Here is a 22,785-nt window from a genome sequence, read left to right on the forward strand (position 1 = left end):
CTATTGTCCATTTTGCATTTAACAAGATCCATTAAATATAACTGAAATATGAAACCAATTTTTGCGAAAGCACCACCTATAGGCGTAAGACTATTCTTTGCAATTGCGATCTCTATCAGCCTGATTTTACTTGATGGTAGAAGCAGTGCAATGATCCAAATGCGTAATGTCCTCGAAACAGCGGTCAGCGGCTTGTATTATTTTGCAAATACCCCTCGCACCGTATTAGACGGTGTAAGTAACAACTTTATCGACAGTCAAAAACTGCAAGTTGAAAACCGAGTATTAAAAGAACAACTGCGTGAAAAGAACGCAGACTTATTGCTACTCGATCAACTCAAAGTGGAAAACCAACGTTTACGTTTACTACTTAGTTCCCCTTTACGCCAAGATGAATATAAAAAAGTAGCTGAAGTGCTGACCGCAGAAATGGACGCTTACCGCCAACAAGTAGTAATAAATCAGGGACAAAGTGACGGTGCTTTTGTTGGTCAGCCCGTAATTGATGAACGAGGCGTTGTGGGGCAAGTGATTTCTGTCGGGAAAAACAGTAGTCGAGTATTACTTTTAACCGATGTCACTCACGCCATTCCCGTACAAATTTTGCGTAACGATGTTCGAGCAATAGCCAATGGCAACGGACACAGCAATGAATTGATTTTGGATAACTTACCAAGAACCGTGGATATTGGCAAAGGTGATGTGCTTGTCACCTCTGGCTTAGGCGGACGTTTCCCTGAAGGCTATCCCGTTGCCGTAATTGAAACCGTACAAAATGATGGTTCAAACCATTTTGCCAGAGCAACGGCTAGACCGCTCGCCTCACTTGATCGCCTGCGTTATTTATTACTGTTATGGCCAACAAGCGAAGAAATCCGCAATGCATCAAGCCTTTCACCGCAAGATGTGCGTGATGCTGTGGAAGAAAGACGTAAAAGTCTAAACCCATTAGACCGCTTGAAAAATAGTAAAAAAGAACAAGTAAGTAGTGATGAACAAAAAGAAGAAACTGTCGAACCTGAAGAAACTGTAAATCCAGCAACACAGCCAGAAGTCGATAACGGTATTAATCACAGCACAGAGCAAGGGGCAGAATAATGCGTGAAAATATGATCTTCCAAATGTTAGTGCTGACCTTCATTTTCGTCATCGCTTTTGTCCTAGAGATTATGCCTTGGCCTGTGGATTTACAAGGATTACGCCCAACTTGGGTTGTATTAGTACTTATCTACTGGGTATTAGCTCTGCCTGATAAAGTTAGTGTCGGCACTGCTTTTTTAGCAGGAATTGTTTGGGATCTGATCTTAGGCTCAATTTTAGGCATTCACGCGTTAGTATTGTCAATTGCGATCTATTTTGTTGCCAAATATCATCTTATCTTGCGTAATCTCTCGTTATGGTTACAGAGCTTACTTGTGATGGCATATATCGCACTTATTCGTTTCTTTATCTTCTTTATCGAACTAGTGCTACATAGTGCAGAATTTAACACCCAAGAAATCATCGGGGCGATCATAAGCGGCATCTTATGGCCGTGGATTTTCTTACTGATGCGACATATACGCCGAGGGCTACATTTACGCTAATGAACAGCTTATCTTTCGATTTTTCTGCGGATTTTCGTCCCCTTTCCGCTCGAATGCGACCACGCACTCTAGCTGAATATGTCGGACAATCACACCTGATCGGCGAAGGCAAACCCCTTCGCCGAGCCATTGAAGCAGGACATAGCCACTCAATGATTTTCTGGGGTCCCCCAGGAACAGGCAAAACCACTCTTGCTGAAATTATCGCAAATGAACTTGATGCCGAAGTTGAACGTCTATCAGCTGTTACTAGCGGTATCAAAGAGATCCGAGAAGCCATCGAAAAAGCCAAACTCAACCGACAATCTGGCAGACGCACGTTACTTTTTGTTGATGAAGTTCACCGTTTTAACAAAAGCCAACAAGATGCCTTTTTACCCCATATTGAAGACGGCACCATTATTTTTATCGGTGCAACCACTGAAAATCCGTCCTTTGAACTGAATAACGCCTTGCTATCAAGGGCAAGGATTTACATTCTCAAGCCACTACAAGCGGTCGATATTCTAAAAATTTTGCAAAATGCCATTGCAGACAAAGAACGTGGATTAGGCAATGAAAAGCTCATCATTCAAGATGATGTGCTTCAACTGCTGGCGGACTACGTCAATGGCGACGGACGTTTTTCTCTCAACTGCCTTGAATTAATGTGCGATATGGCAGAACAATTACCACAAGGAAAATTGCTGGATAAAGCCTTGCTCACCGAAGTGTTGGGCGAACGCCAAGCCCGTTTTGACAAAGGTGGCGACCGCTATTACGACCTGATTTCCGCCTTACATAAATCCATTCGAGGCTCTTCCCCTGACGGTGCATTGTACTGGTATGCTCGTATTTTAACCGCTGGAGGCGATCCACTGTATGTTGCTCGCCGACTACTTGCGATAGCCTCAGAAGATATAGGCAATGCCGATCCAAGGGCAATGCAATTCGCCCTTGCTGCGTGGGATTGTTATACCAGAGTAGGGGCTTACGAAGGCGAACGGGCTATCGCTCAAGCGGTGATTTACCTTGCCGTTGCCCCAAAAAGTAATGCCGTTTACACCGCATTCAAACAAGCCAAACGCCTAGCTCAAGAAGGCAAGGATTACGATGTTCCCGAACATCTGCGAAACGCACCGACTAGCTTAATGAAATCCTTAGGCTACGGCGAAGAATACCGCTACGCCCACGACGAACCTAACGCCTACGCCGCAGGGGAAAACTACTTCCCCCCTGAACTGAAAGACACCCAATTCTACTTCCCAACCGAACGTGGAATGGAAAAGCAGATCAAAGAAAAAATGGCGTGGTTGAAAGGATTAGATTTGCAGAGTGAGGTGCAGAGGTATAACAAACAATAAGTTTAAATTTGTTTGCTCAACTCAATAAACACCCTATGTTTATCATAGCTATAAAGAACGTGGTTACTTTGCGTTTTAGTAAAATTGTAGGTTAAACGAGGTGTGATCCCCCATAAATGCACGGCACGATGCCAAATTGATGCATTGAAGCCATATTCTTTATTACGTTGAATAATGCGGAAAATCGCCTCTTTTTTATAGCGTTTTTGAGCTACACTTACGGAAAGGCGAGTAGAAAACCCTTTGCCCCATTCTTGTCCCCAACCTAAACTAATTCCCCGACGGAAAAAGCTATCATCTTTATCACGAGTAGCGGTGCGATTGTAGTTTAAATTTGCAAACCAATATTGGTTTGCATTGGCTAAATAAACTAACCCACCAGAGATAAAGTGATAATTGCCATTGAGGTGCAAGCGACTTGCATAGCGTTGTTCGGCATATTCATAGTTAGTGTTGAGTTGCCATTTAGGTGATAACCAATAGTTTGTTTCAAGGGTTAAACCGCCTGATTTAGAAAAACGTCTTAATGTATCACTTTGATTAGAGCCACCTGCATAAAGTGTTTGTTCCATAAATGGCAACAGCCTCAGGTTATATTTTGCATTTTGAAAACCTAGCCCCACACTGCCTCGTAAGCTCATTTCGTTGTATTTTTTATTATCCCAGTAGTATTTGCCGTTGGTAGCAAGACGTAGTTCATTAAAGAAACCATTTCCCCACGACCATTTTTTACCGAGATCGAAATTAAAACCGACACCTTCTGCCGATTCTCGTTTTGGTGCGTGCCAGTTGCCGTAGGTTGTTCCTGCTTTCGGTGCATTATTGATATTAGGATCGTTAAGATAAGTAAGCCCACCTGAAAACGTCCAACGATCTCGCCGATTTATCGCATTAATGTATTGATCGATAAGTTGGGTAATTTCAGGGATAAGCGGTTCTGAACGCAGTTTTTTAAACTGATCTTCCGAAGCCTCCAATTCGTTATTTTCAAATAAAGCTACTGCAAGTTGTAAGCGAACAGGCTGAATATCTGCTTGTTCGGCAAGGATCTGACGATATAACTTGATCGCTTCCGTATGTTGCTGATTTTTCTTTGCCACAATTGCCGATGCCCATTTGGTAAGAATTGGGTCGTGAAATTGTGCAGGAAGCTGTTGGTAAATGGGATAAAGCAATTCGACATTGTCAATATTACCTTGCATTACCGCAGGCAATAATGCTCTTATCACTAAATCTGGATATTTTACCAACTCTTTTGAAGTCATTGTAATACTACTCTTATCCGTTTCCTCCTTAGCGATTTGATGAACCTTAAATTGATGGCTGTGAATGAGGATATCGGCTTTTTCTGCTTGGACTCTATTATCATTTAGATGTTCAGTAATACTATCCTGAGATAGTTTTGCTATAGAGTAGTTAGCTAAGACTAATAAAAGTGTTGCGCTAATAAACGAGTGATTCATAACGTTCCTATAAAAGCATGAAGCAATGTCAAGACTGTTGATTTTTATTAACAATAACTTAACTGGCGCTTACATTGTTTGAATTAATGTTGTAATTGTCAAACTTATCAGATATCATATTGATAATGATTTTTATTTGATTACTGGATTTATTCTAATATACTCATATATTATGTTGCAATGGTTTTATAACAGGTTTTATAACATTTCGATTTTTTTATCTGTAACTCTTGTTCATATCGGGTTGGCATATACGATTTCACAACTATCTTGGGATAGAGATCTCAATCATTTTGGGGACTTAGAAAATTTACAAATGGTTGAAGTAAATTTAGGAAGCGAAGAACCCATTGAAGTGAAAAGTGAAAGTGAGCCAGAGGTGACACAAGAGCCAGAGCAAATACTCAGTACAGAAGTAGCAGATGTTTCACAAGCAGATCTCGTTAAAAAAGGGGAGAAATCTGAAGTAAAAGTGAAAAAAGAGATAAAAAAATCCCCAGAAAAGCTCACCAAAAAAGTAGAGAAAAAGAAAGTGTTATCGCCTAAAGCACACTCAGATGAAAAAACAAACACAAGCCAAGTTGCCCAAAATCATCAACAAGGAAATCAAAATGGTGTTGAAGGGAGTAAGTCTGTCACTGGAAACGCCAAAGTAGATGCTTCTCTTGGTGCGGGTTATGGCAATGCAATGCGAGGGCGTTGTTCAGATATTTCTGATGAATCTGATGATGTAGGCAGTGTGAAATTAAAGGTAACAATAGGAACGAATGGTAAAGCGACAAATGTAGAGATTTTATCTTCTTCAGGTATTAAACGTTTGGATAATCAAGCAAGCAGAATGGCATCGGGACACACCTATCAACCAGCCAAAATAAATAATAGTGCAGTGGTAGGCAGTGTGATTTTTAGTATTCATTTTAAATGTGGGGCAGCAGCCTAAATTATTTGAGGTAATTTATGAATTTAATTCAACTTCTTCAACAACAAGATATTGTACTTTCCATTTCCTTTGGAATTTTAGTTGTAATGAGTATTTTATCTTGGACTATTATTTTAATTCGTTTAATTAAAATGATTGGTGTAAGAAAAAATAACCAACAAAGTTTTCAATTAGTCAAATCTGCTGAAAATCTTACTCAAGCAGAGCAATATATTCAAAACAAGCGGTCTGAAATTGCAGATATTTTACAGCTAACTTTTAAACAATGTGAATTATATCAAGCTAAAGAAAAGAACCATTTATCTCATCAACTTCCATTTAAAGATTTCCTGACATTGCATTTGCGAAATGCCATCACTCAATCGTTGCGTAAATATGATGGCGGTTTAGTTGCACTCGCTTCTATTGGTGCAGTTGCGCCGTTTATTGGATTATTTGGCACAGTCTGGGGAATTTTTAATGCACTTATGGATATTAGTCAGCAAGGGCAAGTCAGTATTGCAACCGTATCTGCCCCTATAGGTGAGGCTTTAGTTGCAACGGCAATGGGATTATTTGTCGCCATTCCTGCGGTGCTTGCTTATAACTTAATTACTCGCCTTAATCGTAATCTTTCTCAAGATTTAGATCATTACGCAAACGAGTTATTTATCTATTTATTACATCACTATGGAGAAAATAAATAATGGCATTTGGAAGTTTTGATAAAAATGAAAATTCGGTAATGTCAGAAATTAATGTCACGCCATTAGTAGATGTAATGTTGGTGTTATTAATTGTTTTTATGATCACAATGCCTATATTAACGCAATCTATCCCGCTTGAACTACCAACCGCCAATGTTGAGAAAAAAGATGAAGCAAAAGATATTTTCAGGGTGGCGATTAATCCTACTGGCATTTATTTAGGCGAAAAGCTAGTGAATGAAGAAGAATTAAAACAATCTTTTCTGACAAAATTTCAGGAAAATAAAAATACCGTTATTGCTATTTCTGCGGATATTTCCGTGGAATATCAACATATCGTGAAAGTCCTTGAATTAGCTCAAAATGTTGGGCTAACCAAAATTGGCTTTGTAACCCAACCAACTAAATAAATGCAGTGTTTTTATATCGGAGGCAAATATGCATTTTAAACTTAATCCCTATGCGTTAGCGTTTACTTCGCTGTTTATTGTCGCTTGTTCTGGCGGAAAAGGAAGTTTTGATTTAGAAGATGTTCAGCCTAATAAGACAACGGGCGTGTCTAAAGAAGAGTATCAGGATGTGGAAACGGATAAGAAAGTAAAAGAACAGTTAGGGGAATTGATGGAACCTGCTTTGGGGTATGTTGTAAAAGTTCCGGTGAGTTCTTTTGAAAATAAGAAAGTTGATATTTCAGATATAGAAGTGATTACGAACGGAAATTTGGATGATGTGCCATATCAAGCAAATTCTTCTAAATATAGCTATCCAGATGTAAAAACAAAAGATTCTTCTCTTCAGTACGTTCGCTCAGGATATGTTATTGATGGGGAACACTCTGGTTTTAATGAAAAGGGATATGTGTATTATAAAGGTAATTCACCTGCAAAAGAATTACCCGTTAATCAGCCTTTAACTTATAAAGGAAGTTGGGATTTTACTTCCAATGCGAATTTAAATAATGAAGAGGGAAGACCTAATTATTTAAACGATGATTATTATACTAACTTTATAGGTAAACGGGCAGGGTTGGTTTCAGGAGATGCGAAACCTTCAAAGCATAAATACACTAGCCAGTTTGAAGTTGATTTTGCAACTAAAAAAATGACAGGTAAGTTATCCGATAAAGAGAAAACGATTTATACAGTCAATGCTGATATTAGAGGCAATCGTTTTACGGGTTCTGCTACAGCAAGTGATAAAAACAAAGGGAAAGGTGAATCATATAACTTCTTTAGTGTCGATTCTCAGTCTTTAGAAGGTGGTTTCTATGGTCCAAAAGCGGAAGAAATGGCCGGTAAATTTGTAGCCAACGACAAATCTCTTTTTGCCGTTTTTTCAGCAAAACACAATGGCTCTAATGTTGACACCGTTCGTATTATTGATGCCTCCAAAATTGATTTAACTAATTTCAGTATTTCAGAACTTACCAATTTTGGCGATGCCTCTGTTTTGATTATTGATGGGAAAAAAATGGAGCTGGCAGGTAGCGGGTTTACAAATAAGCACACTATTGAAATCAATGGCAAAACAATGGTAGCCGTAGCCTGCTGTAGTAATCTAGAATATATGAAGTTTGGTCAATTATGGCAACAAGCAGAGGGCGAAAAAGCTAAAGATAATAGTTTATTCCTACAAGGCGAACGTACCGCAACAGATAAGATGCCAAAAGGCGGAAACTATAAATATATTGGTACTTGGGATGCTCAGGTTTCAAAAGAAAATAACTGGGTTGCTACAGCAGATGATGATAGAAAGGCTGGCTATCGCACAGAATTTGATGTTGATTTTGGCAACAAAAATTTAAGCGGTAAGTTATTTGATAAAAACGGTGTAAATCCTGTATTTACCGTAGATGCAAAAATTAATGGTAATGGTTTTACCGGAAAAGCTAAAACCTCAGATGCTGGCTTCGCTCTAGACTCAGGTAGTTCACGTTATGACAATGTGAAATTTAGCGATGTAGCAGTTAATGGTGGCTTCTATGGTCCAACGGCAGCAGAGCTTGGCGGACAATTCTTCCATAAATCAGACAATGGCAGTGTAGGTGCTGTCTTTGGTGCAAAACAACAAGTAAAAAAATAATAAGGAATTTGCTATGAAAAATAAATTAAATCTTATTAGCCTTGCTCTTCTTAGCCTCTTTGCCGCACAAAGCTATGCAGAACAAGCGGTACAATTGAACGATGTTTATGTCACAGGTACCAAAAAGAAAGCACATAAAAAAGAGAACGAAGTGACAGGCTTAGGGAAAGTGGTGAAAACGCCAGACTCACTCAGTAAAGATCAAGTGTTAGGGATGCGAGATCTGACTCGTTACGACCCCGGTATTTCTGTAGTAGAACAAGGACGAGGTGCAACAACAGGCTACTCCATTCGTGGGGTAGATCGTAATCGTGTTGGATTGGCGTTAGATGGTTTGCCACAGGTTCAATCCTATGTAAGCCAATATTCACGTTCCTCAAGCGGTGCCATTAATGAAATAGAATACGAAAATCTGCGTTCAATCCAAATTAGTAAAGGGGCTAGTTCTTCTGAGTTTGGTAGTGGTTCGCTAGGCGGTTCGGTGCAATTCCGTACCAAAGAGGTAAGCGACATTATTAAGCCAGGGCAATCTTGGGGATTAGATACCAAAAGTGCTTACAGTAGTAAAAATCAACAATGGCTAAACTCACTTGCTTTTGCGGGTAGTCACAATGGCTTTGATGCTCTTGTGATTTACACTCATCGTGATGGTAAAGAAACGAAAGCTCATAAGGATGCAGAAAGCCGTTCTAAGAGTATTCAGAGAGTGGATCTCGCAGACAATAATCCTCAAGATAGCAATTGGTTTATAGTTAAGAATGATTGTCCAAGTTTGAACTGCGAACCACGTCAGCAGGCTAAAGTGTCTTATGATGGGCAAAAGTATCTAACAGAGCAACTTAGTGCTAAAGAATATACAGGTGAAGAACGAGCTTTGCCTGATCCAGTGAAATATAAATCTGATTCTTGGTTGGTTAAATTAGGTTATAGCCTTTCACCAAAACATTATGTGGCTGGTGTTTATGAACATAGCAAGCAACGCTATGATACTCGCGATATGACCTATCCTGCTTATTGGCAGCTATCAGATTTAAAAAATGGTAATACGTGGTATCCAATGAATAATGCTAAAGGGTTATATCGTAGTAATGCTTTAGATGGTGTTGCTATTGATTACTTTACAGAAGATGGTGTGAAATCCTCAAAAGGATTACGTTGGGCAAAAGCTCGTTTTATTGATGAGTGGCACACTCGTGATCGCTTAGGTGCTTTATATCGTTATACCAATCAAGATAAAGATCGTCTGATTGATAGTCTATCTTTAAGTTTCGATCAGCAAAAAATTGATTTATCTACCCGCTTGAGAGAAAACAACTGTTCGGAATATCCAACCATAGATAAGAATTGCCGTGCAACTCTTGATAAACTTTGGTCTTCTACTAAAAATGAGCAAAGTTCTTATGAAGAAAAACACGACACTATTCAGCTCTCGTTAGATAAAACCGTACAAACGGGATTGGGCAAACATCAATTAAATATGTTATTAGGTTCAGACCGTTTCAATTCCACCTTAAAACGCCACGAAATTTTGAGTGAATTTTCTGTAGGGAGTTGGGGGCTTGTTAGAAACATTGGCTATCGAAATGGAGCTTACAATAAGCCTTATGTGTATGAGCTAAAAAATCAAGCAATTTATAGTAAAAATGAATGTGATTATAGTGGCACTATTGCAGGTAAGGCTGATTGTGCTACAAGTAAAATCAAAGGGCATAATCACTACATTGCTCTGAGAGATAATTTTGCTATAACCAAGTATTTGGATATTGGTTTGGGTTACCGTTTCGATAAGCATAAATTCCGTAGCACTCATCGCTGGGCAAATCAAGGCGATTATAAAAACAGTGCGTGGAATATTGGCATAGTCGCAAAACCAACGTCATTCCTATCGCTCTCTTATCGAGCATCATCAGGCTTTAGAGTGCCAAGTTTCCAAGAGCTATTTGGCTTACGCTATGATGGTGCAAGAGTAGGCTCCAGCGATGCTTACCAAAAAACAGAGAAGTTATCTCCTGAAAAATCCTTAAACCAAGAGGTTGCTGCGACTTTCAAAGGTGATTTTGGTATCGTTGAAGTCAGTTATTTCAAAAATGACTATAAGCAGTTGATTGCTCCAGCAGAAAGAATGCACCAAACTCAATCAATGATTAACTATTTTAATGTGCAAGATATTAAATTAGACGGTATTAATCTGATTGGTAAGTTAGATTGGAATGGGGTATTTGATAAGATTCCAGAGGGCATTTATACAACATTGGCATATAGCAAAATGCGAGTGAAAGAGGTGAAAAATTATCCTGGGTATATGAACATTCGCACCCCATTGTTAGACACCATTCAGCCTGCTCGCTATGTCGTAGGGATCGGTTACGATCAACCAGATGAAAAATGGGGCGTGAATCTAACAATGACTCATTCCAGCGGAAAAAATCCAGATGAGTTAAGAGGTAATGAACAAGTCGGTTTTGCCAATTATGAACGAACTGCTACGAAAAAAAGAACACGCTCTTGGCATACCTTTGACTTAACAGGATATGTCACCCCTTGGAAACATGTAACGGTACGAGCGGGTGTATATAATCTGATGAATTACCGTTACACCACTTGGGAATCCGTACGTCAATCTTCGCTTAATGCGATTCATCAGCATACTAATGTGAAAGATTACGTAAGATATGCCGCACCTGGTAGAAACTATGTCCTTTCAGTAGAGATGAAGTTCTAACTTTCTATAGAGCATGGAATAAATTTGTGTAAATACCTGTTTCTGTGATAATACATCTAGATACAGGTATTTTTATAGGTGAGCAGGAATTCGGCATATTATACGACAAGTGTTATTGAATCTCTAGGTGATGTAATCCGTCGAGTAATTAAGGAAAGAAACGTATTTCCAATTGATGATGTGACATTTTAAATAGCATAGTTTTTGGCAGATCAGCAAACAAATTTGCCTACTTGCCGCAATTAATGAGGTGGCGAAAATGAAGCATGCTAACTCTAAACTAGAAACAGCCAGCTTATTGATTTTGGTGATCGCCTAAGCGACCACCATAAGTTTAAAATGAAGATACTTAGAATTAGAGATAGATGTACAAATAACAGCGCTTGGATATGTTATCTCAGATACAAATATTTACGCCATCTATAATGCTTCATTCGCTTTTTTAATACTATCATCTGCTCTGCGTGCTTCACCTTTATGTTTTTGTTTATTTAACTGGGTTTCAAGTTTTGATTCTACTTCGTTGATAGCTTTATAGAGATCTTCATCATGTGCTTTTGCAAATAAATCGCCAACAGGGGTTCCAATAGAAGCCTCAACTTCGTAACCATTTGGTAATTTGTGGATAATAAAGTGAGGGTTAATTAACTGAGTTTGCCATTTATTCAGTTTAGCCAAACGCTCCTCAATGTGCGTACGAATTGCAGGAGTCACTTCCATTTGTTTGCTTGAAATATTGATTGTCATAGCATGTACCTCTTTTATTATGACCTTATTGGTCGTTGAATGGATGACTTCAAATTATGCTTTTCCCCCTAAAATTTCAACCCCTAAATCTAAGTAACTTTCAAAAACTTGATCTACTTAACACTTTTCTGGTTTTTTTGACTATAATTCCAACGATATTTATGGGAAGTATTCTATGTTATCAGAAACTCGCTTGGCAAAAATTCATGAAATGGAACAGATTTTAAATGAAGCAAATAGCCTAATGAATAAAATGGAACAGCTTCAACAGTCGTGGACAGTTCTTTTACCTAAAATCCGAGAACTAGAAAATTATTATTCTGAACAGTGGCAAGAAGATTATAATGCTGATGAACGAGGGGAAATTCCCTCAGAGATGATTCGAGGCGTATTAAGTGAAGATGCCGTGTATAATTTATTCATTGCTCATCGAGAAATCGCACTGGAGTGGATTCGCTTGTCAGTGAAATCAATGGAAACAACATAATGATAGATAAACCACTTCCTCCTTTTCAGCGAGCCTTTTTACATCCAAAGTATTGGGGTTTATGGCTAGGATTGGGAATTTTCAAACTGATTTTATGCTTACCTTACCCTATTTTAGCGAAAGTCGGTAAGGGCTTAGGTAAACTGTTTACCCGATTAGGTTTGGATAAACGCCGTATGCGAATTGCCAAACGGAATTTGGAGCTTTGCTTCCCAGATTATACTGCTTGTCAAATTGATGAAATTTTAGCTCAAAATGCCGAATCTGTCGGAATGGCAATTATTGAAACAGGGATGGCGTGGTTTTGGTCAGATGAACGTATTCTTAAATGGTCGAAAATAGAAGGATTGGAACATCTGAAAAATCAGCCTGAGGGTTCGGGGATTATTTTTGTCGGTGTTCATTTTCTGACCCTTGAACTTGGGGCAAGAATTGTCGGGCTTCATCATCAAGGGATTGGCGTATATCGTCCGAATGATAATCCGCTGTTAGATTGGATTCAATTTCGTGGGCGAGTACGTTCTAACAAAGCCATGCTAGATCGCAAAGATTTACGCGGTATGATTAAAGCTCTTCGTGCAGGGGAAACCATTTGGTATGCTCCCGATCACGATTACGGACGCAAAAACAGTGTTTTTGTGCCGTTTTTTGCGGTGAAAGAAGCGTGTACAACAGCTGGAACGAGAATGTTATTACGTTCCGCCCCAAATAGTATCGTTGTGCCATTTACCCCAATGCGAAACGACGATTTTTCAGGTTATACCGTCAAAATCAGGCCTGCAGTAGATTTTAGCCAGTGCAAAAATGACGTTGATACTGCAACCTTAATGAACAAGGTCGTAGAAAGCGAGATTATGCAAGCTCAGAGCCAATATATGTGGCTACATCGTCGTTTTAAAACCCGACCGAATGAGAGCGATCCGAGTTTGTATTAAACCGCCGACATTAAACCTAGTAGGGACGCCACGCTTGGCGTCCTAGCAAACAATTTTTAAGGTAGGGACACACTGAGTGTGTCCGAAAAATGAATAAATAACGGACACACGCAGTGTGTCCCTACTGTATTTGTGAATGCTCATAGTTTCAGAAATTTCAATATGAGGAAAGAGATAGTGAACAAAACCAAAATTGTCCTTGCCACAGGCAATCAAGGAAAAGTGAAAGAAATGGCTGATGTGTTAGCTGAATTTGGCTTTGAAGTAATCGCCCAAAGTGAATTTGGCATTCAAAGCCCAGAGGAAACAGGCTTAACCTTTGTAGAAAATGCATTGATTAAAGCCCGTTATGCCTCACAAATGACAGGTTTACCGGCGATTGCCGATGACTCTGGTTTAGCGGTTGAAGCATTGGGCGGTGAACCAGGGCTTTATTCTGCTCGTTATGCAGGTGAAGAAGGAAACGATCAAGCCAATCGCCAAAAATTATTGGCTGAAATGGCAAATGTTGCCGATGAAGATCGCACGGCAAAATTTGTCAGTTGCATTGTGATGTTACAACACCCGACCGATCCTACTCCAAAAATTGCCATAGGCGAATGTTACGGACAAATTTTACGCGAGGAGCGTGGTTCAAGCGGTTTTGGTTACGATCCACTATTTTTCTATCCGCCTAAAAACTGCACCTTTGCAGAACTTGAAACCGTCAAAAAGAAAAAAATCTCCCATAGAGCGATTGCATTACAATCCCTGAAACAGCAATTGAAATAGGAACATTATGATTATTAGCACAACCTCGAATATTGAAAATCATCAAATCGTTGAGTACAAAGGCTTAGTCTTTGGTGAAGTCGTGTCAGATGCAAATGCCGTTGTCGGGGTGTCTATGGAATATCAGTCTATGGGCGGTGATAAAGGAATGTTTATTGTGGTTGCGATCGGCACAGCGGTTGTTATTCGCTAATGTTGCAAAAAAATCTTCAAATCACACCGCTTTTTTGGCAAACTAAAACACTGCTTGAAATGAATGAAGCAGAGTGGGAAGCCCTGTGCGACGGCTGTGGTAAGTGTTGCTACCGCAAATATATTCAAGGCAGAGGCAAGCGGGAACGGCTGTATTACACCTCTGTTGCCTGTAATTTGCTTGATGTGAATACAGGTCGGTGTAGCAACTATGCGGAGCGTTGCAAAATCGAAAAAGATTGTACCAAGCTCACCAAAAAGAACCTATCCGATTTTGGCTGGTTGCCGAAAACCTGTGCCTATCGACTGATTTATGAAGGCAAGCCGTTGTTTGATTGGCACCCACTGATTTCACAAGATCCTAATTCAGTGAAAAGAGCAGGGGTGTTAATCCCCAACGGCATTCACGAAAAAGATGTGATTGATTGGTTTGAGTTTGTGATTGATACTGTATAAATCTCAATATGGTTAGTATTCTTTATGAGTAATTTAAATTACTTTTAAAGTTCTAACAAATACGCCTTCAACTGATGAATCTTATCCCTCACCGCAGCCGCTTTTTCAAACTCAAGATCTTTAGCAAAATCTCTCATCTGTTGTTCAAGCACTTTCAGTTCTTTTTCTAACTCTTTGCGAGTTTTCGGAATGTAAGCGGTCTGATCATCGCTTGATTTTGCAGATTTCTTACTGCGTTTCGGTTTATCCGTCTGCCCAATATCAAGCAACTCGCCGACTTTTTTGTTCAATGCTTGTGGCACAATGCCGTGTTCTTCGTTGTATTTTTGTTGTTTCTCTCGACGGCGTTCAGTTTCGGTGATCGCTTTTTGCATTGAATTGGTAATACGGTCGCCGTATAAAATCGCTTTGCCGTTGAGGTTTCGGGCAGCACGCCCGATGGTTTGGATTAAAGAACGTTCGGAACGCAAAAAGCCCTCTTTGTCGGCATCTAAAATCGCCACCAGCGACACTTCCGGCATATCCAAACCTTCTCGCAGTAGGTTGATCCCCACTAACACATCAAACATTCCCATGCGTAAATCGTGGATAATTTCGACCCGCTCGACTGTGTCAATATCGCTATGTAGATAACGCACTCGTACGCCGTGTTCATCGAGGTAGTCGGTTAAATCTTCCGCCATTTTTTTTGTCAGCGTTGTGACTAGCACTCGTTCGTCCACTGCTACACGCTTATGAATTTCCGATAATAAATCGTCCACTTGCGTTGCCACAGGGCGAACTTCGATAATTGGATCTAACAAGCCAGTCGGACGAACCACTTGGTCGATCACATCAGGATTTTTCTCTAACTCGTAAGGTCCAGGGGTTGCCGATACATAGATTGTCTGTGGCGATAAGCGTTCAAACTCTTCAAAACGTAACGGACGGTTATCCAAAGCGGACGGCAAGCGGAAGCCGTATTGCACCAAAGTTTCTTTTCTTGCTCGGTCTCCCCTAAACATACCGCCGATTTGTGGCACGGTGACGTGAGACTCATCAATAATCAGCAAGCCATCAGACGGCATATAGTCAAACAAGGTCGGGGGCGGTTCGCCCTCTTTTCTGCCCGATAAATAACGTGAGTAGTTTTCAATGCCTGAGCAGTAGCCCAACTCGTTCATCATCTCAATATCAAACTGAGTACGCTGGGCGATCCGCTGTTCTTCAAGCAATTTATTCTCTTTGATAAAGTAAGTTCGACGGTCGGCAAGCTCTTTTTTAATCTGCTCAATCGCCTCTAAAATCCGCTCTCTCGGCGTAACGTAGTGGGTTTTCGGGTAGATTGTATAACGGGGAACACGCCCTAAACTATGTCCTGTAAGCGGATCGAATAAAGAAAGGTTTTCGATTTCATCATCAAACAGCTCCACACGCAGAGCAACATCGTCCGATTCGGCAGGGAAAATATCAATCACTTCGCCACGCACACGGAAAGTCGCCCGCTGAAAGGCTTGATCGTTACGAGTATATTGTAATTCAGCAAGGCGAGAGAGAATTTTGCGTTGGTCGATCATTTCCCCCACTTGCAGATGTAACATCATCTGCATATAGGCATCTACATCTCCCAAGCCGTAAATTGCCGACACCGATGCGACTACAATCGTATCCCGTCTTTCTAAAAAAGATTTGGTGGCAGACAGTCGCATCTGTTCGATCTGCTCATTGATAGACGCATCTTTTTCAATAAAAGTATCGCTGGCAGGCACATAGGCTTCAGGCTGATAGTAGTCGTAGTAGGAAACGAAATACTCCACCGCATTTTCAGGGAAAAAGGCTTTCATCTCGGCATAAAGTTGTGCCGCAAGGGTTTTGTTCGGGGCAAGCACCATTGCTGGACGGTTTAAAGTCGCAATCACATTGGCAATGGTAAAGGTTTTGCCCGATCCTGTTACACCTAGCAAGGTTTGATGTGCCAAGCCATCATTCAATCCCTCGACTAATTTGGCAATCGCAGTCGGTTGGTCGCCTGAGGGTTTGAAGGGGGAATGTAAAATAAATGGTTTACCCTGTTTGCTCATTGAAAATCCTTGTCTGAAAATTTGCTAGAATTCTAACATAGAATAAGTGGTGAGATTTTGGGAATTTCAGCCTAAAAAGAAATTTTGTTATTCATACAATTTACTTTAAAAATCCTCTTTGGTGGACGCTCAGAAATCCATTACAATTCTTCGTAAAATAATGCTAAAACTCACCGCTATGATTGATACACAAACTTTAAAAACAGAACTTCAGCAATTTAATAGCACACAAAAATCCCTTTTTAGTACTGAAGATATCAAAAATTTACTCGAACAACGTAGCCATTTTTATGATGATTTACTGACAACGCTCTGGCAACAATTTGGGTTGATGGAGCGGCAGGACTTGGCTTTAGTGGCAGTCGGGGGATATGGGCGGAGGGAGATGTTTCCGCTGTCTGATTTGGATATTTTGGTGTTGAGTGAACAGCCTTTAGATGAACAGACGCAAAATCAATTAAATCAACTATTTAACCTCTTGTGGGATTGCAAATTTCAGCTGGGGGCGAGTGTGCGAACCTTGGCGGAGTGTGTTGAGGTGGGCAGAGCGGAAATTTCTGTGGCAACGAATATGTTTGAGAGCCGTTTTTTGCTTGGCAATGAAGCCTTGTGGCAACAGCTGATGAGCAAGCTGTTCCATGCGGAGTTTTGGTCTATCCAAGCCTTTTTTGAGGCAAAAATGGCGGAAAAAAATGAACGTTATGCCCGTTATCATAATACCAGTTATAACCTTGAGCCTGATTTAAAACATAGTCCGGGGGGGCTACGGGATTTGCATTTGCTCTCTTGGATTATGTTACGCCATTATGGGCTGTATAGCCTAGAGAGTTTGTTTAGTCGGGGTTTGCTCTATCCTGAAGAATTTATTGAGCTTCAGCAGGCTCAACATACGTTATTTAGAATGCGGTTTGCCTTGCATTTGCAATTAAAGCGTTACGATAACCGCTTGCGGTTTGATCGCCAGTTACAACTGAGTGAGCAGTTAGGCTATCAGGGCGAGGGTAATCAGCCTGTGGAAGCGATGATGAAAGATTTCTTTCAGGCGACGCAATCTATTTCGCAATTAACGCAATTGTTGCTCAATCATTTTCATCAAGAGGTGCTACAGGCTTTGCAAAATGTACAGCAAAAACAGCCGCTTGATGACTATTTTTATTTGCAAGGGGAACAGCTAATTTGTAGTAACACTTTGATTTTTAAGCAACAACCTGAGCGGATTTTGGATCTTTTCTTCTATCTCACTCAGCATACGCAGGTGCGTGTAGCCAGTACGACGTTGCGACAACTTCGGCTGGCGTTACAGACCTTAAACCAGCCGTTGTGTGAACTGCCTCAAGCTCGACATCGCTTTATTCGGCTGTTTTCTCAGCCTGATGTGGTTAAAAGAGCCATTATGCCAATGCATCAGTTGGGCGTTTTAACCGCTTACTTACCGCAATGGGTTGGTATTCAAGGCTTGATGCAGTTTGATCTTTTTCATATTTATACGGTAGATGAGCATACTATTCAGGTGATGCTTAAATTGGAAAGTTTTCTGCAACAGGAAAATGCCGAAAAACATCCGCTTTGTTGTCGTCTGTTTCCGACACTTGCAGACCGTCCGTTGCTCTATTTGTCAGCCTTGTTCCACGATATTGCTAAAGGCAGAGAGGGCGATCACGCTAAAGTTGGGGCGGAAGATATGCGTGCTTTTGCTCAACGACACGGCTTTTCTCAAGAGCAAAGTGATTATATGGCGTGGTTGGTGGCAGAGCATTTGACGATGTCAATTACGGCACAACGTCGGGATATTCACGATCCCGATGTGGTGAAAACTTTTGCAAATGTGGTGAAAAATCCGACCGCTTTAGCTGCTTTAACCTGTTTAACCGTTGCAGATATTTGTGCGACGAATGAAACCCTTTGGAATGATTGGAAGCGGTCGCTTTTCCTTAAACTTTTTCAATTTACCGAACAGCAGTTGCAGTTAGGCAGTGAGGAAACGATTAATCATCAGCAACTGAGCCAAGCCCATCAGCAGCAAGCCTATGCAGAGCTTGAGGGGGTAATTTCGGCGGAACAAAAAACACGGCTGTTGCAATTTTGGCAATCCTGTCCTGAAAGCTATTTTGTGCGAAACAGCCCGACACAGCTCTATTGGCACGCGTTGCATTATTTGAAAGATCCTGCGTTGCCGATGGTGTTGATTAGTAATCAGTATGCACGGGGGGCGACGGAAATTTTTGTGCATTGCCAAGACCAAGCCCAGCTTTTTGCGAGAATTGCACAGATGTTAAGTCAGAAGAAAGTGAGTATCCACGATGCTCAAATCCTTACGAGCGATCACGGTTTGGTGTTGGATAGTTTTATTATTACGGAAATGAACGGCGAGCCACTGGATGATGAGCGAAGCGAGCAAATTCAATCGGCATTGCTGAAAACTTTGCTTGCGGATACGGAAAAGGTGTTTAATCCGAGTAAGAAATCCGTTAAACATCAGGCATTTAAGCGAAAAACCAAGATCCGTTTTTTAGCAAATTCCCAGCCAAATCAGACCGCTTTTGAGCTATTTACCTTAGACCGAGAGGGGCTGTTGGCTCAGATTGGGTATATTTTCGGGCAACTTAAGCTGAATTTGCTTAACGCTAAAATTACGACCATTGGTGAACGGGTGGAGGATTTTTTTGTGGTGAGCAATCAGCAAAATGGGGCGTTGGCGGAGGAAGAACAGGCGATGTTGAAACAACATTTGTTGGCGATGTTAGAACAAGAATAGAATGCTATACTGTCTATCAAACAATGAATTAAGAGTAAAAGATGTTATTGTTATATTCAGTATTAGTAAAAAGGTAATAAAGAATGCTACTCGCACAAGACCCCGAACAGTTTCGAGAATCTGCGTATTTACGCCAATTTTGGATAGAGTTGAGGAAAGACACCTTTGCACTCATCAGCCTTAATCTCTTTATTCTTCTGATGGGATTGGTTTTTTTTGGCTATTTACTTGCCCCTTATGCAGCCGATCGGCAATTTAGTGGAATGGAATTAATGCCACCATCGTGGAGTGATAGCGGTCAGATTAGCCATTTTTTTGGCACAGACGATCTAGGAAGAGATATTTTCAGTCGCGTCCTCTACGGCTTCTACTACACCGTTGGTTCAGCATTGGTCATTACCATTGCTATCGGTATTTTAGGTGGCATTCTTGGCGTGATTGCAGGGACAAAACGGAGTGGATCTATTTTTATTCTCAGTCATCTTTTTGATACCTTTTTATTTACGCCGATTTTGCTGATTGCCATCATCATTGCAACTTTAATGGAGGTCTCGCTCATTAATGCAATGTTGGCCATTTTTCTTGCTATGTTGCCTCACTTTATCCATAAAATTTATCAAACGACCCAACGGGAGCTGGCGAGAGAATATGTCATCACTTTAAAATTAGAGGGTGCAAGAAAACGAGATTTAATCCGTGAAGTGATCTTACCTAATTTAACTGTGATTGCCGTCAAAGAACTTGCGCATATTTTTGTTATTGCCGTGTTAGACATCAGTGCATTGAGCTTTATTTCACTGGGGGCAACGAGCCCAACGCCAGAATGGGGAGCGATGATCCGCGATTCTCTTGAATTAATTTATGTTGCCCCTTGGACGGTCATTCTTCCTGGATTTGCTATCATTTTTACTCTACTTATCATTACAATGCTTGGAAACAGCATTGTACGGGTGCTTGAAAAATATCGTTATTAGGGAAGGGAAACAATGGCATTACTGGATATTAGACATTTAAGTATCGAAATTGATACGCCAAACGGGCGTATAAAAATGGTAGATAATATCAATCTTACCCTTGATAGCGGTGAGATATGTGGTTTAGTTGGCGAATCAGGGTCAGGAAAAAGTTTAATTGCTAAAGTGATCTGCGGATTAGTCAAAGACGAGTGGATCATTACTGCCGACCGCTTTCGCTTTAACGATATTGAATTACTGAAACTTTCCCCCTATCAGCGCCGAAAACTGGTTAGTGATCAGATTTCAATGATTTTCCAAGATCCACTCTCTTGCTTAGACCCAAGCGAACGTATTGGTAAACAATTAATCGAAACTATCCGCTTTAAAGGCAAGTGGTGGGAACGTTTTGGCTGGAAAAAGAAAAAAGCCATTGAATTACTACACAAAGTGGGGATAAAAGATCATAAAGATATTATGCAAAGCTATCCAACGGATATTACCGAAGGTGAAGCACAAAAAGTGATGATTGCAATGGCAGTGGCAAATCAGCCTCGCTTGCTCGTGGCTGACGAACCAACCAATACAATGGAATCAACCACACAGCTACAAATTTATCGCTTGCTTTCCAGTATGAACAAAAATCTTGGTACGTCTATTATTCTAGTGAGTAACGATATGCTCAGTATTTACAAGTGGGTAGATTCATTTAACGTTTTGTACTGCGGGCAAACCGTTGAAATTGCAGAGAAAGAAACCATTATGGAAACCCCTTATCACCCTTATACCGCAGTACTATTGCATAGCGTACCCGATTTTTCTAAACCTTTGCCTTTTAAAGGTCGCTTGAATACCCTTAAAGGCTCAGTTCCAATGTTACAAGATATGCCTATTGGTTGCCGTCTTGGGCCTCGTTGCCCTTTTGCGCAGAAAAAATGTGTCGTTAAACCACCGCTACGCAAATTCCGCCAACACGAATTTGCCTGCCATTTTCCGATTAACTTTAGAGAACAAAATTTCTTACGTAAGGAAGAATTTGTGCCAGTGATCGTAAAAGTAGATTAGATGTTATATAGCTTAGTCCATATTAATGATGATAGAAAAAAGTCTATATCGGTATTTAATACTCGAATATATAATTGGTCTTAATTTAGAAAAATCCCTTTTCGATCAAATATCCTTTAAATTTTTGTGAAGCTCATCACTTTTTTACAAGACAAATTTGTAAAATCCCATTACCATATGCAAGTCTTTTCAACATTAACTATTAACTCTCATAGAGGATATTAACAATGGCAAAAATCGTTAAAGTAATTGGTCGTGAAATCATTGACTCACGTGGTAACCCAACTGTTGAAGCAGAAGTTCACCTTGAAGGTGGTTTTGTTGGTTTAGCAGCAGCGCCATCAGGTGCATCAACAGGTTCACGCGAAGCATTAGAATTGCGTGATGGCGACAAAGCACGTTTCTTAGGCAAAGGTGTATTAAAAGCTGTTTCTGCAGTAAACAACGAAATTGCTAATGCAATCGTAGGTAAAGATGCATCTAACCAAGCTGAAATCGACCAAATTATGATCGACTTAGATGGTACAGATAACAAATCTAAATTTGGTGCAAACGCAATTTTAGCGGTTTCTTTAGCAAACGCAAAAGCGGCTGCAGCATCAAAAGGTTTACCACTTTATGCTCACATTGCAGAGCTTAACGGTACTCCAGGCGTGTACTCTATGCCATTACCAATGATGAACATCATCAACGGTGGTGAGCACGCAGACAACAACGTTGATATCCAAGAGTTTATGATCCAACCAGTGGGTGCATCAACATTAAAAGAAGCACTTCGTATCGGTGCTGAAGTATTCCACAACCTTGCTAAAGTATTAAAAGCGAAAGGCTTAAATACTGCTGTGGGTGACGAGGGTGGTTTCGCACCAAACCTTGCTTCTAACGCAGATGCATTAGCTTGTATCAAAGAAGCAGTAGAAAAAGCAGGTTATGTTTTAGGTAAAGATGTAACTTTAGCGATGGACTGTGCGTCTTCTGAGTTCTACAACAAAGACAACGGTTTATACGAAATGAAAGGTGAAGGTAAATCATTCACTTCTCAAGAATTTACTCACTACTTAGAAGGCTTATGCAAAGAGTACCCAATCGTGTCTATCGAAGATGGTCAAGATGAGTCAGACTGGGAAGGTTTTGCATACCAAACTAAAGTATTAGGTGACAAAGTTCAATTAGTAGGTGACGACTTATTCGTAACCAATACTAAGATCTTAAGCCGTGGTATCGAAAATGGTATCGCAAACTCAATCTTAATCAAATTCAACCAAATCGGTTCATTAACTGAAACTTTAGCCGCAATCAAAATGGCTAAAGATGCAGGTTACACAGCGGTTATTTCACACCGTTCTGGCGAAACTGAAGATGCAACTATCGCTGATTTAGCGGTGGGTACAGCAGCAGGTCAAATCAAAACGGGTTCAATGAGCCGTTCAGACCGTGTTGCGAAATACAACCAATTAATCCGTATCGAAGAAGCATTAGCTGCAGCAGGTACACCAGCACCTTTCAACGGTCGTAAAGAAGTGAAAGGTCAAGCGTAATTTG

General features: G+C 40.4%; 20 protein-coding genes. 17 read left to right on the forward strand and 3 right to left on the reverse strand.

Going from position 1 to position 22,785, the window contains the following annotated elements; all coding sequences use genetic code 11:
* The first annotated feature begins 48 nt into the window (after positions 1 to 48).
* The 3 genes from mreC to J1G47_RS10200 are packed head-to-tail and all read left to right on the forward strand — an operon-like array spanning position 49 to position 2,929.
* The gene (gene mreC, locus J1G47_RS10190) at positions 49 to 1,098 is read left to right on the forward strand and encodes a rod shape-determining protein MreC (protein WP_005710533.1); all 1,050 of its coding nucleotides are present in this window, start codon (positions 49 to 51) and stop codon (positions 1,096 to 1,098) included.
* A complete protein-coding gene (gene mreD / locus J1G47_RS10195) occupies positions 1,098 to 1,586 on the forward strand; it encodes a rod shape-determining protein MreD (RefSeq protein WP_005710534.1) in 489 nt (162 codons plus the stop codon). The genes mreC and mreD overlap by 1 nt, the downstream gene beginning before the upstream one ends.
* Positions 1,586 to 2,929 (forward strand): replication-associated recombination protein A, encoded by a 1,344-nt coding sequence (locus tag J1G47_RS10200; RefSeq protein WP_207326620.1) that lies wholly within the window; start codon positions 1,586 to 1,588, stop codon positions 2,927 to 2,929. The genes mreD and J1G47_RS10200 overlap by 1 nt, the downstream gene beginning before the upstream one ends.
* A gap of 2 nt (positions 2,930 to 2,931) precedes the next feature.
* Here J1G47_RS10200 and J1G47_RS10205 read toward each other — a convergent pair whose 3' ends face one another.
* On the reverse strand, positions 2,932 to 4,392 hold the full coding sequence (locus J1G47_RS10205) for a surface lipoprotein assembly modifier (protein ID WP_038514427.1): 1,461 nt from the start codon (positions 4,390 to 4,392) through the stop codon (positions 2,932 to 2,934).
* A 172-nt stretch (positions 4,393 to 4,564) separates the two neighbouring features.
* On the opposite strand from J1G47_RS10205, the gene J1G47_RS10210 reads away from it, so the two are divergent.
* The 5 genes from J1G47_RS10210 to J1G47_RS10230 are packed head-to-tail and all read left to right on the forward strand — an operon-like array spanning position 4,565 to position 10,822.
* The gene (locus J1G47_RS10210; RefSeq protein ID WP_160428058.1) at positions 4,565 to 5,332 is read left to right on the forward strand and encodes an energy transducer TonB; all 768 of its coding nucleotides are present in this window, start codon (positions 4,565 to 4,567) and stop codon (positions 5,330 to 5,332) included.
* 17 nt (positions 5,333 to 5,349) lie between these two features.
* A complete protein-coding gene (locus J1G47_RS10215) occupies positions 5,350 to 6,018 on the forward strand; it encodes a MotA/TolQ/ExbB proton channel family protein (RefSeq protein WP_010785999.1) in 669 nt (222 codons plus the stop codon).
* On the forward strand, positions 6,018 to 6,428 hold the full coding sequence (locus J1G47_RS10220; RefSeq protein WP_021110459.1) for an ExbD/TolR family protein: 411 nt from the start codon (positions 6,018 to 6,020) through the stop codon (positions 6,426 to 6,428). The genes J1G47_RS10215 and J1G47_RS10220 overlap by 1 nt, the downstream gene beginning before the upstream one ends.
* Before the next feature lie 28 nt (positions 6,429 to 6,456).
* The gene (locus tag J1G47_RS10225) at positions 6,457 to 8,100 is read left to right on the forward strand and encodes a transferrin-binding protein-like solute binding protein (protein ID WP_207326621.1); all 1,644 of its coding nucleotides are present in this window, start codon (positions 6,457 to 6,459) and stop codon (positions 8,098 to 8,100) included.
* 13 nt (positions 8,101 to 8,113) lie between these two features.
* On the forward strand, positions 8,114 to 10,822 hold the full coding sequence (locus J1G47_RS10230; RefSeq protein WP_207326622.1) for a lactoferrin/transferrin family TonB-dependent receptor: 2,709 nt from the start codon (positions 8,114 to 8,116) through the stop codon (positions 10,820 to 10,822).
* Between the two features lie 420 nt (positions 10,823 to 11,242).
* On the opposite strand, the gene hpf is transcribed toward J1G47_RS10230, so the two are convergent.
* The gene (gene hpf / locus J1G47_RS10235) at positions 11,243 to 11,569 is read right to left on the reverse strand and encodes a ribosome hibernation-promoting factor, HPF/YfiA family (RefSeq protein ID WP_005710552.1); all 327 of its coding nucleotides are present in this window, start codon (positions 11,567 to 11,569) and stop codon (positions 11,243 to 11,245) included.
* A 175-nt stretch (positions 11,570 to 11,744) separates the two neighbouring features.
* Between hpf and J1G47_RS10240 the strand changes: the two genes are divergently transcribed.
* From J1G47_RS10240 to J1G47_RS10260, 5 genes are all read left to right on the forward strand, one after another.
* A complete protein-coding gene (locus tag J1G47_RS10240) occupies positions 11,745 to 12,056 on the forward strand; it encodes a DUF4298 domain-containing protein (protein WP_075630998.1) in 312 nt (103 codons plus the stop codon).
* A complete protein-coding gene (locus J1G47_RS10245) occupies positions 12,056 to 12,991 on the forward strand; it encodes a Kdo(2)-lipid IV(A) acyltransferase (protein WP_010785995.1) in 936 nt (311 codons plus the stop codon). The genes J1G47_RS10240 and J1G47_RS10245 overlap by 1 nt, the downstream gene beginning before the upstream one ends.
* Before the next feature lie 177 nt (positions 12,992 to 13,168).
* On the forward strand, positions 13,169 to 13,762 hold the full coding sequence (locus J1G47_RS10250; protein ID WP_021118703.1) for an XTP/dITP diphosphatase: 594 nt from the start codon (positions 13,169 to 13,171) through the stop codon (positions 13,760 to 13,762).
* Between the two features lie 7 nt (positions 13,763 to 13,769).
* Positions 13,770 to 13,955: a heavy metal-binding domain-containing protein gene (locus J1G47_RS10255; protein WP_207326623.1), complete on the forward strand. Its 186-nt coding sequence runs from the start codon at positions 13,770 to 13,772 to the stop codon at positions 13,953 to 13,955.
* Complete coding sequence (locus J1G47_RS10260; RefSeq protein WP_005710562.1) at positions 13,955 to 14,410, forward strand: YcgN family cysteine cluster protein; 456 nt, start codon at positions 13,955 to 13,957, stop codon at positions 14,408 to 14,410. The genes J1G47_RS10255 and J1G47_RS10260 overlap by 1 nt, the downstream gene beginning before the upstream one ends.
* Positions 14,411 to 14,454: 44 nt before the next feature.
* On the opposite strand, the gene uvrB is transcribed toward J1G47_RS10260, so the two are convergent.
* Positions 14,455 to 16,470, reverse strand: coding sequence for an excinuclease ABC subunit UvrB (gene uvrB, locus J1G47_RS10265; protein ID WP_075592088.1), 2,016 nt, complete (start codon positions 16,468 to 16,470; stop codon positions 14,455 to 14,457).
* A gap of 160 nt (positions 16,471 to 16,630) precedes the next feature.
* Here uvrB and glnD point away from each other — a divergent pair, with 160 nt between their 5' ends.
* The 4 genes from glnD (at position 16,631) to eno (ending at position 22,781) form a co-directional block, all read left to right on the forward strand.
* Positions 16,631 to 19,225: a bifunctional uridylyltransferase/uridylyl-removing protein GlnD gene (gene glnD / locus J1G47_RS10270; RefSeq protein ID WP_407926561.1), complete on the forward strand. Its 2,595-nt coding sequence runs from the start codon at positions 16,631 to 16,633 to the stop codon at positions 19,223 to 19,225.
* An 83-nt stretch (positions 19,226 to 19,308) separates the two neighbouring features.
* Positions 19,309 to 20,199 carry an ABC transporter permease subunit gene (locus tag J1G47_RS10275; RefSeq protein ID WP_021115629.1) on the forward strand — a complete coding sequence of 297 codons (891 nt, stop codon included), beginning with the start codon at positions 19,309 to 19,311 and terminating at the stop codon, positions 20,197 to 20,199.
* Positions 20,200 to 20,211: 12 nt separating this feature from the next.
* Positions 20,212 to 21,243 carry a peptide ABC transporter ATP-binding protein gene (locus tag J1G47_RS10280; RefSeq protein WP_021113358.1) on the forward strand — a complete coding sequence of 344 codons (1,032 nt, stop codon included), beginning with the start codon at positions 20,212 to 20,214 and terminating at the stop codon, positions 21,241 to 21,243.
* A gap of 227 nt (positions 21,244 to 21,470) precedes the next feature.
* Complete coding sequence (eno, locus tag J1G47_RS10285) at positions 21,471 to 22,781, forward strand: phosphopyruvate hydratase (protein WP_005710572.1); 1,311 nt, start codon at positions 21,471 to 21,473, stop codon at positions 22,779 to 22,781.
* Positions 22,782 to 22,785 lie beyond the last annotated feature (4 nt).

It is taken from the genome of Glaesserella parasuis (assembly GCF_017352235.1).
GTDB lineage: Bacteria > Pseudomonadota > Gammaproteobacteria > Enterobacterales > Pasteurellaceae > Glaesserella > Glaesserella parasuis.